A 15,649-nucleotide genomic window follows, 5' to 3' on the forward strand; every position below is an offset into this window, starting at 1 on the left:
CTATAAATATACCGGAAAGCTAATAAACAGAATCTAAATAGATTATAAAATTTATAAGAAAGAGATTGTATCAAAACCGAACACTCTAAGAATCATTTCCGAACAGTTCTTATATAAAGTAAAGCTTAAGTGGTTCAAAATCAATCGTAAAATACTTTGGCACGATTCTTCCTTATATAAATCCGTTGTTTTTTCAATCAATATGTATGGCACTTTTATGAGCTGCAAATTATAGGAGTTGCCATACATATTTTAATCACTAATTTAACATTGAGATAATCAATGTAATATATATGGACAGAGTAATTGAGAAGAAAAAATGGACGACAAGAAAAATTATAACGATTGCTTTTGTTGTTTCTATTGTGATGTTAATTGCAGGAAGTATTTATTTTACTTCTGGTGCTACAAAGTTGAATGTAGATTCAGAAAGGCTTACTATTAGTGAGGTTAAGAAGGGATCATTTAAGGAGTTTATTCCTGTTAATGGGATTGTGTTGCCCTTAACTACAATTTATTTAGATGCGGTAGAAGGTGGGCGTGTAGAAGAAAAGTTTGTTGAAGACGGAACGATGATGAAAAGGGGAGAGCCTATTCTAAAACTACTTAATACAGATTTAGAGCTAAGTTTAGCCAATCAGGAAACTTCGGTTTTTAATTTACTGACACAAATGCGGATTTCGAGAAACGCTGCCCAACAAAATACAATTATGAAATTAAATCAAAGAAGTGATATCGAAAACACATTTAAAGAATCAGAGCGCATTTATAAAGTAAACAAACAACTCTTCGAACAAAAAGTAATTTCGGAGCAGGATTACAAACAATCTGAGAATAATTACACTTATGCTGTTCAAAAAAGGAAATTGACTGAACAAATTTTAAAACAAGATTCCGTTTCCACAAAAGAAGAATATGCGCAGGCCGAAGAATCTTACAAACGCACGCAGCAATCTTTAGCTATCATGCGTAAAAAAGTGGAAGACCTCATAGTTCGCGCTCCTATTGACGGACAGCTTACATCGCTTGATGCCGAGATTGGACAGAACAAAAACAAAGGTGAACGACTTGGGCAGATAGATGTGTTAAGTGGATTTAAAGTTAGAGTTGATATTGATGAGCATTACATTTCGCGGATCTACACTGGTTTAATCGGTGAGTTTACCTTTAGTGGAAAAGATTATAAATTAAAAATTCATAAAGTTTATACACAAGTAACGAACGGGAAATTTCAGGTAGACATGAAGTTTGAAGGAGAAATTGCTAAGGAAATTCGCCGTGGACAAACGCTTCAAATTCGTTTAGCATTAAGTGATGAGACAGAAGCGCTACTTCTAGCAAAAGGCGGCTTCTATCAACAAACTGGAGGGAATTGGGTTTTTAAGTTAAATGAAGATGGAAGTAAAGCCTACAAAGTGGATATACAGTTGGGGCGGCAAAATCCGGAATATTATGAAGTAATGCAGGGTTTAAAACCAGGAGATAAAATTATTACTTCAGGCTACGATAATTATGAAAACACACAAGAATTAGTTTTAAAAGAAAGTAAATAGAAAATAACAGATATGATAAAAGTAACAGAACTTGAGAAAATTTATCGTACCGAAGAAGTGGAAACGGTAGCGTTAAATAAAATTTCGTTTGATATTAAAACGGGCGAATTTGTGGCTATTATGGGTCCTTCGGGTTGCGGTAAATCTACGCTATTAAACATAATTGGTTTGCTAGACGATTTGGATGGTGGTAGTTTTAAGTTTAATGATATTGAAGTGGCAAAGTTTAATGAACGCAAACGTGCTGAAATGCGTAAGCATAACATTGGTTTTGTTTTTCAAAGTTTTAACCTGATAGACGAATTAACGGTTTTTGAAAACGTAGAACTTCCTTTAATATATACAGGAGTTGCCACGGCTGAAAGAAAACGAATTGTTGATGAAGTGTTAGATAAAATTCAAATCGCGCATCGGCGCAATCATTATCCACAACAGCTTTCCGGAGGTCAGCAACAACGTGTTGCTGTTGCTCGGGCCGTTGTAAACAAACCCAAATTAATTCTTGCCGATGAGCCAACAGGAAATTTGGATTCACGCAATGGTAACGACGTTATGCAACTTTTAACTGATTTGAATGAACAAGGAACTACTATTATTATGGTAACGCACTCTGAACACGATGCGCGGTATACGCACCGCATCATAAATATGCTTGACGGACAAATTGTAACTCAAAATATTAAAATATAAAAACTAAAAAATGATTTCTGCAATTCTCCTGTCGTTGATTAGTATTCTCAAAAGCGGAAAAGTTTTGGCTTTTGTGAACTCCCTGACTATTCTATTTCTAATAGTGAGTTTATTTTTTTTAAGCAACGCAGATAAAACAAATCTTAGTTCATCACATGAAGAGAATGCGGTACTTCTTGATTCATCCTTTCATCAAGACATTACGTTTATACAGCCCTTTACCTCGCTTGCAGGATTTAACTGGCGATTTGGGAAAGATATGAAGAGGAAAGAAAAGGAAGTAAAAGTAATTTCAGTGCCCACAATTAATTTGCCAAATCTCTTTAAAAGATAAGCCAATGCTAAAAAACTATTTTAAAATAGCCTGGAGAAATCTTTTAAAAAATAAACTGTTCTCGTTCATCAATATCATTGGACTTGCCATTGGTATTGGTTGTTGTGTGCTTATTTTCATTTACGTTGAAAATGAATTAAGCTACGACACTTTTAATGAGAATGCCGATAGAATTTGTCGTGTAACCTCAGTTGTTTACCAGGAAAAAAAGGAAGAACATTTCGCACCTACTTCCCCTATCACTGTGCAAAAAATTCAAGATGGATTCCCGGAAGTGGAAAAGATAGTCCGGCTCACTTTTTCAGGCAGACTTATTACCTACAAAGACAAAACATTTTACGATACAAAAACTCTATTTGCAGACTCAACTTTTTTTGACATTTTTTCTTTTCCACTACTGGACGGCAGTGCTCAAAAGGCCTTGGTGGCTCCCTATAGCCTTGTAGTAACCGAAAAAATTGCAAAAAAATACTTTGGCAAGGAATCTCCGGTTGGTAAAATATTAAAGTTAGATACATTAACTGTAATGGTGACGGGTGTTATGAAAGACATTCCTCTTAATTCGCACATCAATTTTGATTGTCTTGTTTCAAGAAGTACCTTATTTGAAATGAATAAAGGCGAGTCAACCTGGCGCGACGATCATGAAAAGAATTGGCTAAACTGTAATGCCTATTCCTATTTACTTTTGAAAAATAAAGTAGATGTAAAAAATTTTGAAACTAAGGTGAATAAATACTTGACCATAGAAACTGCGGGTTTAAAAAAAGACATTGGTATGTGGATGAATGTTGCGGTACAACCGATTCTTGATATTCATTTAAAATCAAAAATGGAGCACGAATTCCGCGGGACTAAAAACAGTGATATTTCTTATGTTTATATTTTTTCGGCTACAGCCTTCTTAATTTTATTGATCGCCTGTTGCAATTTTATTAATCTTTCAACCGCTAAATCCTTAAACAGATCAAAAGAGATTGGACTCAGAAAAGTTATCGGCGCCAATCGCGCTCAACTCATTTCACAATTTCTTGGTGAATCTGTGCTGTTCACACTAATAGCAAGCGTTTTATCGTTCTTGCTTGTTTTGCTCTTTTTGCCGGTGTTTAATTCTTTTATTGAAACAAAACTTGAATTTAGCAGAAGTATCGCTTGGCTTTACCTTGCAATTATATTCAGTGTTGGACTACTGGCAGGTTTGTACCCAGCGCTCCTCATGTCATCCTTCGCTCCCATTCGTTCTCTAAAAGGAAAAATTAGTCACGGTATCGCAGATATTATTTTTCGAAAAGGCTTAGTGGTATTTCAATTTTCTATCGCCATTGTTTTAATTATTGTAACAACCTTAATTCTTCGGCAACTAGACTTTATCCAGAACCGTAACATTGGTTTAAATAAGGATCAAGTATTAACAATTGAACTAAGAGGCATCGGTCCGCAGAAAGGTGATGTACTTGTTAAAGAGTTGAGTAAAAATCCAAAAGTTTTAAGCACAAGCTTAACCAATTTTACATTTAAAGGTATACCAAACATTACGGTGCTTCCAGAGGGATTCGCCCAAACAGAATTAACAGGGTGTGCAGTTATTTCGGTAGATGAAGATTTTTTAAAAACCATGCAAATAGAAGTTCTTGAAGGAAGAAATTTTTCTAAAGACTATTCTACAGATATTAACGAGGCCTTTATAGTAAATGAAGCGGCCGTAAAAGAATTCAGGTGGAAAACACCCAAAGAAGCCATTGGCAAAAAAGTGGAATGGGCTTTCGGCAAAAATGGAAAAATAATTGGTGTGGTAAAAGATTTTAATTTCGCCTCGATGAAGGAAAATGTAAAACCTCTACTCATTCATATTTTCAAGCATTGGCACGGCACAGTGATTGCTCGTTTAAAAACCGATAATCTTACTTCAACCATGAAAGAGATAGAAGCAACGTTTAAAACAGTTGCGGGAGATGCTCCGTTTAAAGCAACCTTTATGGAAGATGACTTTAACGCTTTATATCAATCTGAAAAAAATATGCGTTCAGTATTGAGTACTTTTACTTTTTTAGCTGTGCTTGTTGCATGCCTTGGTTTGTTTGGTTTAGCGACCTTCACCATCAAACAACGCTTCAGAGAAATAGGTATCCGCAAAGTGCTTGGCTCAAGCGTTAGTGACATCGTACGACTATTATCTAAAGATTTTTTAAAACTGGTAGTTATTTCTTTTCTAATAGCATCTCCAGTTGCCTGGTATGCCATGCATAAATGGTTACAGAATTATGCTTTTCGTATTGATATTGGCGCTTGGGTGTTTATTATTTCTGGCTCATTGGCACTTCTAATTGCTTTTTTAACCGTGAGTACTCAAGCCATAAAAGCCGCAATTGCCAATCCTGTAAAAAGCTTAAGAACCGAATAATTATGCTAAAAAATTATTTAAAAATAGCCTTCCGAAATATTTTACGAAACAGAAGTTCGGCCTTAATTAACATTGTCGGTCTTGCAACTGGAATCGCAACGTGTATGCTTATTTACATGTATGTGAACCATGAACTCTCTTTTGATAGATTCAATAAAGATTCAAAAAATATTTATCGTCTGGTTTTTGATTATCAATTTCCAGATAAATTAGATCACTTAGCTGTTGCCGCACCGATTGCGGGAATTACGATAAAGAAAGATTTTCCTGAAGTAGTAAATTATACTTCCATTTCACCATACGGAGCAAAACTTTTAGTAAAATATGGTGAGAAGAAATTTTACGAAGAAAATGTTTATGTGGCAGACTCTACTTTTTTCTCCGTGTTTGACTACAAACTTATTTCAGGAAACAAGAACACCGTGCTAAGTCAACCGAACACGATTGCAATTAATGAGACAATGGCGAAAAAGTATTTTGCCAACGAAAATCCGATTGGAAAGGTGCTGGAGTATGATAACAATGATGGAACATTTGCTTCCTACAAAATAACAGGTGTGTTCGAAGATGTTCCTTCTAACAGTCACCTCGTGTTTAACTCGCTTGTTTCTTACAAAACATTGGAAGTACTTTTTGGTGCACAGGGTATTAACAGTTGGCATAACGCTGGTTCTTTTGTTTTTCTACAACTCAAAGAAGGAACGAATACCGAAATATTCGAAAAGAAAATTGCTCATCTCTATGATAATTATGCCGATCAATATCAAAATGTAAAAGCGTCAATTGTTATGCATCTTGAGCCTTTAACTGATATTCATTTACGTTCGGACAAACTTTTTGATGCAGCCGTGAAAGGCAATTTAACCTACATCTATATTTTTGCCGTTGTTGCGCTTTTTCTTTTAACCATTGCTTGTATTAATTACATCAATCTTTCAACGGCTCAGGGAAAAGTCCGCATGAAAGAAATCGGAGTAAAGAAAGTGATTGGGGCAGGAAGAAAACATTTGATTGAACAGTTTATTTTTGAATCCGTAATTCTTGTTTTACTTGCAGTTTTTGTTTCGCAATTAATTATTCTTATTTGTTTACCGGCCTTTAATTATCTCACGGATCTTAAACTTAGTTTTTTAGATCTCTATTCGCTCCAAAATATTTTTGCATTGGTGATGCTAAGTATTGGAATTGTTTTACTTGCTGGAATTTATCCGGCATTCTATCTAACGTCTTATAGTCCTATTGTTGCCATTAAAACGAATTCAACAACCGGTGAAAAGGGAATTACACTCCGCAAAGCTTTGGTCGTAACACAGTTTACAATCTCCATTGCACTGATCGCTTCTACGTTAATCGTTAGGAGTCAGGTAAATTATATGTTAGACCATGATCCAGGTTTTAATAAAACGAATGTGATGGCCATCCGTTTTCAGGACACACTTTCTGTTAGCAACTATAAAGCAATAAAAGCCGAAATGCTCCAACTAAAAAATGTAACTAAAGTAGCCCAATCATCAACACTTCCTGGTGATCCGCCAGACAGAAAGATTACACAAGTAGAAGGAAAAACTCCTGGCGTAATAAATGAAATTCCGCTAGAACCCATTTGGATTGATCCTGATTATTTTGACTTAATGCAAATTCATTTAAGGGAAGGTCGTTTGTTTGATTTAAGTCGTGGCACAGATTTACGTGAGTCATTTGTCGTAAACGAATCTGCCGCGAAAAAATTGGGTTGGGATAAATCTATTGATAAAAAAATAATTTGGGGGCGTGGTCCAAGAAAACGTGATGGAAAAGTTATTGGAGTGGTAAGAGATATTTTTACCACCTCTCTAAAAAACGAAGTCGATCCCATTGTGTTTATTTGCGATGAAAACCCTAGTAAAGCTTATAACATTGGTTATCTTTTAGTGAGGATGAACACAACGAACAAAGAAAAAAGTGTGGCAGAAGTTGCTGAAGTATGGGCAAAATTCGACAAAGTGCATCCGATTGATTATAAATTTTTGGATGAGAATATAGTTGGACTTTATAGCGCCGAGGAAAAAACAAACGCACTCTTTCAATACCTTTCTTTACTCACTATTTTTATCGCTTGTTTAGGATTGTTAGGGTTAGTTTCATTTTCCATTTCACAAAGAGTAAAAGAAATTGGAATACGCAAAGTTTTGGGGGCAAGCGTTGCGCAAATAAATATCATTCTCTCAAAAGACTTTTTAAAACTGGTTGCGGTTGCATTTATAATTGCAGTCCCACTGGGTTGGTACGCCATGCAAAAATGGCTTCAGGATTTTGCTTTTAAAACCTCTATACATTGGTGGACGTTTATTTTGGCAGGTTGTATTGCATTTGCCATTGCTATTCTTACAATTTCGTTTCAAGGAATAAAGGCCTCACTTGCAAATCCTGTAAAAAGTTTAAGAACTGAGTAATTTAATAAATTATGCTTCATAACTACATTGTAACCGCCTTACGCAATCTATGGCGAGGTAAGGTTTTTTCTCTGATCAACATATTTGGTCTGAGCATAGGAATTGCAAGTTGTATGCTTATTTTTTTATATGCCAAAGATGAAATTAATTTTGATCGTTTTCATAAGGATAACATTTACAGAATTACAGCGAGCCTTACCAACTCTAAGGGCGAAGTCAATAAAGTCGGGAACACTGGTTTGATGCCTGGTCCACGATTTACAGAACAAATTCCAGAAATTGAAAGCTTCGTGCGAGTGCAGGCAGCCTACTGCGTGGTAAAAAAGGGAGTAGATGTTTTTGAAGAAGACGCACTCTGGGCTGACGAGAATTTTTTCGAGATGTTTAATTTCCCTCTTTTGTATGGAGATGTTATGACGCCACTAAAAGACCCGCACTCTATTGTTATCTCAGAGGATATAGCAAATAAGTATTTTGGAAAAACTGATGTTGTCGGTCAAACCATTCAACTGAATCCTGATAAGACATTCGATTCTTTTATTGTTTCAGCAGTTGCTAAAAATTCGCCGCAAAATTCTTCTATTAAGATCAACATGATATTGCCAATACAATTTCAATTAAACAAGGAACCAGACGATACCTGGATGAATTTTTTCTTAAATACGTTTGTTACAATAAAATCTGGTTCTAACATTGTGGCAGTTGCTGCAAAAGCTAATCTCATCTTTGAGAAAGAAGCGGCTGACCAGCTAAAAATAATGAAAGAAAAATATGATTTTGACGAAAAAGCCGAATTTGGATTTCAGCCTTTAACGGCAATGCACTTGAGTAAAGATTATCCTTCCTCAAACGGACTAGTAAACGCCAGTAATCCTATCTACTCTTATATTCTTAGTGGAATTGCGCTTTTTATTTTACTAATAGCCTGTATTAATTTTGTAAACCTCACAGTAGCACGTTCGCTCAAAAGAGCTAAAGAAATTGGGATCAGAAAAGTGGTAGGTGGCCAAAGAAAACAATTAATTTTTCAATTTCTTGGCGAGTCTTCTATTCTCGCCTTTTTTTCATTTCTGTTTGCAATTGTGTTGGTTGTAGTAATACTGCCCTTTTTTAATTCAATTTCTGATAAAGCCCTTTCTTTTTCTTACTTATTAGATTTAAAACTTGCAGGGGCTTATTTTCTTCTGTTCGTGCTAACAAGTTTACTAGCGGGTTTTTATCCTGCACTCGTATTGTCTCGCTTTAATCCGGTTGAAACTTTGTACGGCAAAATGCGCTTTTCAGGAAAAAGTCATTTAGCACGAGGTCTTATAGTGCTGCAGTTCACACTTGCTGTTTTTTTAATTATCACAACTATCACTGTGTTTTCGCAATTCAATTATCTCGTTAACTATGATCTGGGTTATGATAAATCAAGTGTCTTGCGCATTATTACTGGCCACATGAACAAAACTAAAATGGAAACACTTAAAAGCGAATTAAAACGGGAGTCAGCCATTGGTGCTATTACAGCTAGACAGGGCGGTGGCTACATTACAATTGCGCACATTAATGGCGAAACTAATCAGGAATTTGGATACAATCGGATTGATGAAGAAAATTTTCCCTTATTCAAAATTCCAATTGTTCAAGGGCGAAATTTTTCAAAAGATTACCCGACAGATTCCACGAATTCACTTATTGTGAATGAATCGTTTGTAAAAGCTGCTAGGTGGAAAAATCCAATCGGAGAGGTTATTGATTTTTTTTATAAGAATAAAAAATATCATGTAGTTGGTGTAGTGAAAGATTTCCACACGGGACCCCTCACTGAGAAAATTACACCTCAGGTATTTAGCGTGGATCCCGAACTACCATATCAAGTCCTTTTTCTAAAAATAAATTCTAATGGCAAAACTGCAGCCTTGAACCATGCACAAAAAGTAGTTAAAACAATGTTTCCAGCAATACCTTACCATTATACTTTTCTTGATGAGGATCTTATTAGTCAATACAAAAATGAAGTAAAATGGAAACAAATTATTTCTTTCGCGGCACTACTCACATTATTTCTTTCGTGTATTGGCTTATTTGGAATTACAGCACTCTCAGCTGAGAAACGTTCAAAGGAAGTAAGTATAAGAAGAGTTCTTGGCGCATCTGTAGCGCTTATTGTTTCAAAATTATCGTTCGATTTTTTGAAACTAGTGTGTATCGCTGGTTTTATCTCTATGCCTTTGGCATGGTGGGCTATGAATACATGGCTCGAAAATTATCCATACAGAATACATCTTGGACTTTCCACTTTCGTTTTCGCCTTGTTAGCCGTACTAATGGTGGCATCGTTTACAATAATTTTTCAAGCAATCAAAGCAGCTATAGCAAACCCGATAAAAAGTTTAAGAACAGAATAAATATAATACATCGTGATATTAAACTATTTTAAAACCGCTTATAGGAATCTTGTCCGCAACAAAAGCTACGCGATTATCAATATCTCCGGACTCGCTATAGGAATTGCTGCATGCCTTCTTATCTTTTTAGTAGTGAGATACGAATTGAGTTATGATAAATTCAGAATAGATTATTCTAATATTTATCACATCTATACTCAAAATAAACATTCCGACGGCTTGACTTATAATCCAGGAGTTCCATATCCCATGGTGGATGCCTTGCGATCAGAATTTCCGCAGATAAAATCGGGAGTAATTTGTACAAGTTATGGTAATCAAATTACCATTGATGCTGGTTCTTCATCAGCAAAAAAATTTATCGAAGAGTCTGGCACTTGCTTTGCTGATCCAGATTTCTTCGATGTAATTAAATTTAATTGGTTAATTGGTGCTCCAAAGGTACTTTCAGATCCAAACAAAGTTGTGTTAAGTAAAAGTATTGCCACAAAATATTTTAGCGATTGGCAAACATGTATTGGAAAAACACTGAAGCTAGATAACAGACTTGATTTGCAGGTTGGAGGCATTGTTGAGGATGTTCCATTCAATTCGGATTTCCGATTTCAATTGATCGGCTCTTATATTACTATTAAGAATAACAATACTTACGGTTATACTTCCGATTGGGGTTCCAATAGCAGCAACAATCAAGTCTTTATGCTTTTTCCTGAAAAAGTTTCTGAAGCAGCGATTGAAAAACAACTTGAGGCTTTTTCAAAAAAGTACCATAAAGACAATGGAAAAAGTGAGACACTTAATTTACTCCGCCCCTTAAAAGACATCCATCACGATAGAGTGTTGGGAAATTTCGGAACGCACATCACAACTCATTCTACTTTAGTTACTTTATCATTTATTGGGTTTTTGATTATCATCATGGCCTGTATCAATTTTATTAATCTCTCAACTGCCCAATCAGTGGGACGTTCAAAGGAAGTTGGCATTCGTAAAGTATTAGGAAGTAACCGTAAACAATTATTTTGGCAAATGCTCGGTGAAACAAAAGTGATGGTCTTATTTTCTTCTTTTATAGCAATTGGTCTGGCTTGGCTTTTTTTACCATATATTAAGTATGTTATAACAATCGACGAAGAGTTAAGTCTATTTACAGTTCAGAGTATTCTTTTCTTTATATCTACTCTTGTTGTAGTTACTGTTCTTGCAGGAATATATCCTGCGGTGGTGCTCTCTGGATTTAAGCCAGTAGTTGCGTTGAAAAACAAAATTAATTCTGCTAACATTGGAGGAATTTCTTTACGTCGTTCATTGGTAGTGATTCAGTTTGCTATTTCTCAGGTACTTATTATTGGAACCATCGTAGCTATTTCTCAAATGAACTTCATCAATTCTATTGATCTTGGCTTTAATAAGGAAGCCATTCTATTGCTTCAGGGGAGTACAGATAGTGTCTCAATAAGTAAACATAAAGTTTTTAAAGAAGAACTTTTAAAAATGCCGGAAGTAAAAGATGTGTCCTTTGCGAGCGACATGCCTTCTTCCGATAATAATTTAGGAACAAATTTTGCAATCGATCACCATTCAGACGAGGATTTTACCCTGTACCTTAAATTTGGTGATGAAGATTATTTCAAAACATTTGGGTTGCAGTTTATTGCAGGAAGGAGTTACTCTGAAGGTGACACCATTACCGAAGTAGTAGTTAACGAGACGTTTCTTAAAAAACTAAACATTACTAATGCAGATGTTGCCATTGGGAAAGAAATTAGAACGGGAGGAAACCCCTGGAGAAAAATTTGCGGCGTAGTGAAAGATTTTAAAACAAATTCTTTGCGGGAAGAAATTCGGCCAATTATGATTTCTGCATTCAGAAAACGATACCAAGTGGTAAGTGTAAAATTGAGTAGTCAGAATCTGGCACAGACACAAAAAACAATTCAATCTAGTTGGGATAAGTTTTTTCCAGACTACGTGTATGTCTCAAATTTTATGGATGAACACATTGAGAAATTTTACGAGCAGGAAAGACAAATGGCCTTGCTTTATAAAATATTTGCAGGTTTAGCAATTTTTATCTCATGTCTGGGTCTCTATGGATTAATTTCCTTTATGGTGGTTCAAAAAACAAAAGAGGTTGGAATAAGAAAAGTATTGGGTGCAGGAATTTCAAGTATTTTCTATCTTTTTTCAAGGGAGTTTGCAGCTCTGATTGTTGTTGCATTTTTAATTGCGGCTCCACTGGCTTATTATTTTATGAGTGCGTGGTTAAATAATTTTGTATTTAGAGTTACTATGGGAGTTGGGGTTTTTATTGTCGCAGTTACAACTTCTTTATTAATTGCTTTTTTAGCAGTAGGCTATAAAGCTTACCGGGCCGCCGTTGCCAATCCCGTAAAAAGTTTACGAGCAGAATAAAATTTAAATATCTATGATACAACTAAAAGGAATTTACAAATGGGTAAACAGTGGAGGAAATAAAACGTTTCTTTTAAGAGATATAAATTTAACCATCAACGAAGGAGAGTTTGTGTCAGTGATGGGTCCATCTGGATCAGGAAAATCAACACTTCTAAACGTCATTGGAATGCTTGATACATTTAATGAGGGGGATTATTTGTTTACTGATAAAAATGTAAAAGACCTTCGCGAAAAGCATCGTTCCCAACTTTACAAAGAACACATTGGTTTCGTTTTTCAAGCTTATCATTTGATAGACGAATTAACTGTACAAGAAAATATCGAAACTCCTTTACTTTATCGCGACATGAAATCTTCCGAAAGAAAAGCCGCAGTTTCTGATATGCTGGATCGTTTTAATATTGTTGGAAAAAAGGACTTGTTTCCAACACAACTATCTGGTGGACAACAACAAATAGTTGGCATAGCACGCGCATTAATTGACAATCCCAAACTACTTCTCGCAGATGAACCTACTGGAAATTTAAACTCTAAACAAGGTGAAGAAATAATGGAACTTTTTAGTAAACTAAACAAAGAAAATAAAGTAACCATTATTCAGGTTACGCACTCTGACAAAAATGCAGCGTATGGTTCGAAAATAATTAATTTGTTGGATGGAAGAGTACAGAACAATTAATCCTGATTAGCTTGTTTTTTTATTCCAATAAGCTTTAAAATTGTCTTCAATTTTTCTTTGTACAAGTACAAACATATTCCGCAACCAATGGAAACAATGAGACTAAGTATGAATAGATAACCTCCGTCATTTTCAACTTCAATTCCCAGTTCTGTTAGGTGTGCAAAAATGGCTCCAATCATAATTCCTAATCCAAATAAAGCTCCGAAAAAACGTGTTACTGGAATAAGAATTAAAATGGAAGCAATAAGTTCTGCGATACCAATACCAATTCTTCCGTATGGCTCAAGACCAAGTGTACTGAAAATATAAACACTTTCAGGGGCAGCGCTGAATTTAAAATAGAGTGTTTGTAACATAATGATTGCAGAAACCAAGGCTGCAATCCATGAAATAAGTTTGTGTGATTTTTTCATTTTTGTTATTTGTAAAGTGTTTTCCAATTATCGTCTGCTTTTTTGTTTAAATTTTTCTCATTCGCATTCCATTTAGGAAGTGTGTTATTAAAGAAAGCATTATAAAACAGATAAAGTTTTCCATTAATTATTTTAAACGTTTCCGGATCTATCTCCACTTTTTCACCGCTTGCGCCCATTGCGTATGCACACCATCCACCGTAGGCTGGCTCAAATTTTTCTGGTGAAGCTGAAAAAAGCTCCTTGTTCTTATCTGAAGTAAATTTGTAAGTAAGTCCGTTGTATTTATAAACAACGGCCGTACTGCCTTTTTTTGGATTACCCAAAAAATAACTAATAGGATCGTAGCCCTTTATTGCTAGTCCAGATTTTTCGATGTTGTAATGCTTGGTTCTTAAGTTTGTTTCACTTGGTGAAGCTTGCGCATTCAAAAGCCAGACAAAAACGAATGGGCTAAAAAGCTGAATTAAGATTTTATTTTTCATTTCTATTTTGCGGTAAAATTAAATAGTGTTACCAACAAAATATGTCGCTCAAACGACAATAACTACAAATCTTTTATATTGGGAATAATTACCTTTTTCCGGCCTTCGTAAACAATCTTTCCTTTTTCAACCAGTTTATTAATGATGGTTGTCACCGATTGCCGCGACGAGGCAGTGTAGTCTGCAATATCTTGATGGGTTAACATCATTTCCATTTCAACCATATTACCTGTTACTTTTCCATGATGACTGGCGTAATTTTTAAAAAAATCGAGTACTCTTGTATCTACATCTTTAAAAATAAGGTCTTCATACTTTTGTTGAAACGAAATAAGTTTTTCGTTAACGGCATCTGCGTACTTAAGCGAAAGATTAGGATTGTTTTTAAGCACACTCTTAAAATTATCGATTTCGAAAAAACAAAGTTTTACCTGATCGCTAAGAACCTTAGCGTATTCTATTTTGGTGGACGAAGCATTTATATGGCCAAAAATGTCCCCTTCGGTAAGCATTTCTGTAATTATTTCTTTACCGTATTTATCTTCTCTACAAATTTTAACTGTACCGTATTTAAGTATGAATATTTTTTTGACTTCCGACTCTGAAAAAAAAATAATGTCATTTTTTTCAGCAGACTTCATATGTGAAATGATACAAAGGTCTTCTACTTCGTTTTTGCTTAACTGATCAAACAACTTATGGTTTCTCAAATACCAATATTTATTGTCTTCTGTCATTTAGTATTGTAGGCGAGTAAAAATAATTGTTGAATAGCAATGGCAATGAATAAGAATGAAAGTGCTTTAAAATAAAATCGGCTATTTATGTAGGTTAGCAGTTGCAATTTATATTTGTTTACAAATATAGTCAAGAGAATTAAAAATGTAAGTGCACCAAAACCTGACCCTAATATAAACGAAAAATTGTGCCATTCGGATTTAGTTTGTAAAAAATTAATTGAATTGAAAAACACATTCACAAACATCCAAAAAGGTAAAAGCTGGGGGTTAAAAAAGGCTAAAGTGAAGCCTTTGAAGATAGTTTTTAAATCGCTATGTGAATTTGCCACCTTAGATTGTACTTTTATTACACCTGGTTTTTTTGTCCAAAATACTACCGCAACGCCAATTAAAATCAATATAAAAACGTAGTGAAATACCATCTGAAATAAGAGAGACTTTTGAAAAAAGTGATTCGCATAAACTGCAAGCGTACAGTAAATGAATTCCGGTAAACTACCTCCAATTGCTACCAAAAATGCAGTACGTTGGTTTTCATGCAAAGCACTATTGATGACAAATAAGTTTACCGGCCCCAGTTGCAAAGAACCCACAAAACTCATTAAACAACTTGCTAGGAAAATAGATATAATTGAGAGCATAGTAATCAGTAAAGTTAGAGATTCTCTCACTCATTTTACCTTTGTGTTTTTCAAATAACAAAGAATCCTTTTTTTGCAAAAAACGCAGATCCCAAAGGCAGTTAAAGTAATTAACATAAAATTTACAATCATATCCAAATTAAGAGAGACTTTTTTTCAGCTTTCACTAAACTAATTCCTGTCTTGGCAATTAACCGTTTTCAGTAGGTGATTACGCGATGTAATTTTGAGGCGACAACTTAAACTTATAGCTATGAAAACAAACAATCACGATAAATTTCAAATTAGGCCCTTATTAAGAGCAATTAAGAAGACTATTGTTCAAACATTTATTTTTTTCGCTGTTTTTATATCAGGTATTTTAATGATTGACAGTATTTATCAAAACCTAAAACAATTTAGCGAACCTCAAAAAAATTACACCACAATAAATTGTCTTTTTGACTTAGTGCAGTAGGTCAATTAAA

13 protein-coding genes are annotated in these 15,649 nt (G+C 34.8%); 9 read left to right on the plus strand and 4 right to left on the minus strand.

The features are described from left to right. The first annotated feature begins 293 nt into the window (after window positions 1-293). The 8 genes from P2086_RS05145 to P2086_RS05180 are packed head-to-tail and all read left to right on the plus strand — an operon-like array spanning window position 294 to window position 12,900. Complete coding sequence (locus tag P2086_RS05145; RefSeq protein ID WP_317899369.1) at window positions 294-1,553, plus strand: efflux RND transporter periplasmic adaptor subunit; 1,260 nt, start codon at window positions 294-296, stop codon at window positions 1,551-1,553. Window positions 1,554-1,565: 12 nt separating this feature from the next. Further along, a complete protein-coding gene (locus tag P2086_RS05150; protein ID WP_317899370.1) occupies window positions 1,566-2,243 on the plus strand; it encodes an ABC transporter ATP-binding protein in 678 nt (225 codons plus the stop codon). 10 nt (window positions 2,244-2,253) lie between these two features. Next, complete coding sequence (locus P2086_RS05155; protein ID WP_317899371.1) at window positions 2,254-2,577, plus strand: hypothetical protein; 324 nt, start codon at window positions 2,254-2,256, stop codon at window positions 2,575-2,577. Between the two features lie 4 nt (window positions 2,578-2,581). Beyond that, window positions 2,582-4,978, plus strand: coding sequence for an ABC transporter permease (locus P2086_RS05160; RefSeq protein WP_317899372.1), 2,397 nt, complete (start codon window positions 2,582-2,584; stop codon window positions 4,976-4,978). Between the two features lie 2 nt (window positions 4,979-4,980). Beyond that, window positions 4,981-7,410 (plus strand): ABC transporter permease, encoded by a 2,430-nt coding sequence (locus P2086_RS05165; RefSeq protein ID WP_317899373.1) that lies wholly within the window; start codon window positions 4,981-4,983, stop codon window positions 7,408-7,410. 11 nt (window positions 7,411-7,421) lie between these two features. After that, window positions 7,422-9,803 carry an ABC transporter permease gene (locus P2086_RS05170; protein WP_317899374.1) on the plus strand — a complete coding sequence of 794 codons (2,382 nt, stop codon included), beginning with the start codon at window positions 7,422-7,424 and terminating at the stop codon, window positions 9,801-9,803. 12 nt (window positions 9,804-9,815) lie between these two features. Further along, window positions 9,816-12,218, plus strand: a complete 2,403-nt coding sequence (locus tag P2086_RS05175) for an ABC transporter permease (RefSeq protein WP_317899375.1) — start codon at window positions 9,816-9,818, stop codon at window positions 12,216-12,218. Between the two features lie 13 nt (window positions 12,219-12,231). Further along, entirely contained in the window at window positions 12,232-12,900 is a 669-nt protein-coding gene (locus tag P2086_RS05180) for an ABC transporter ATP-binding protein (protein ID WP_317899376.1), read from the plus strand. Here P2086_RS05180 and P2086_RS05185 read toward each other — a convergent pair. From P2086_RS05185 to P2086_RS05200, 4 genes are all read right to left on the minus strand, one after another. After that, window positions 12,897-13,316 carry a DoxX family protein gene (locus P2086_RS05185; protein WP_317899377.1) on the minus strand — a complete coding sequence of 140 codons (420 nt, stop codon included), beginning with the start codon at window positions 13,314-13,316 and terminating at the stop codon, window positions 12,897-12,899. The two genes, P2086_RS05180 and P2086_RS05185, sit on opposite strands and share 4 nt — an antisense overlap. Before the next feature lie 5 nt (window positions 13,317-13,321). Further along, window positions 13,322-13,801: a YHS domain-containing (seleno)protein gene (locus P2086_RS05190; RefSeq protein ID WP_317899378.1), complete on the minus strand. Its 480-nt coding sequence runs from the start codon at window positions 13,799-13,801 to the stop codon at window positions 13,322-13,324. Window positions 13,802-13,863: 62 nt separating this feature from the next. Next, window positions 13,864-14,538 carry a Crp/Fnr family transcriptional regulator gene (locus tag P2086_RS05195; RefSeq protein ID WP_317899379.1) on the minus strand — a complete coding sequence of 225 codons (675 nt, stop codon included), beginning with the start codon at window positions 14,536-14,538 and terminating at the stop codon, window positions 13,864-13,866. Continuing rightward, on the minus strand, window positions 14,535-15,182 hold the full coding sequence (locus P2086_RS05200; protein WP_317899380.1) for a LysE family transporter: 648 nt from the start codon (window positions 15,180-15,182) through the stop codon (window positions 14,535-14,537). Before P2086_RS05200 ends, P2086_RS05195 begins: the two co-directional genes overlap by 4 nt. Window positions 15,183-15,435: 253 nt before the next feature. On the opposite strand from P2086_RS05200, the gene P2086_RS05205 reads away from it, so the two are divergent. Continuing rightward, the gene (locus P2086_RS05205) at window positions 15,436-15,639 is read left to right on the plus strand and encodes a hypothetical protein (protein ID WP_317899381.1); all 204 of its coding nucleotides are present in this window, start codon (window positions 15,436-15,438) and stop codon (window positions 15,637-15,639) included. Window positions 15,640-15,649: the final 10 nt, after the last annotated feature.

This window comes from Aurantibacillus circumpalustris, assembly GCF_029625215.1.
GTDB classification, from domain to species: Bacteria; Bacteroidota; Bacteroidia; order B-17B0; family Aurantibacillaceae; genus Aurantibacillus; species Aurantibacillus circumpalustris.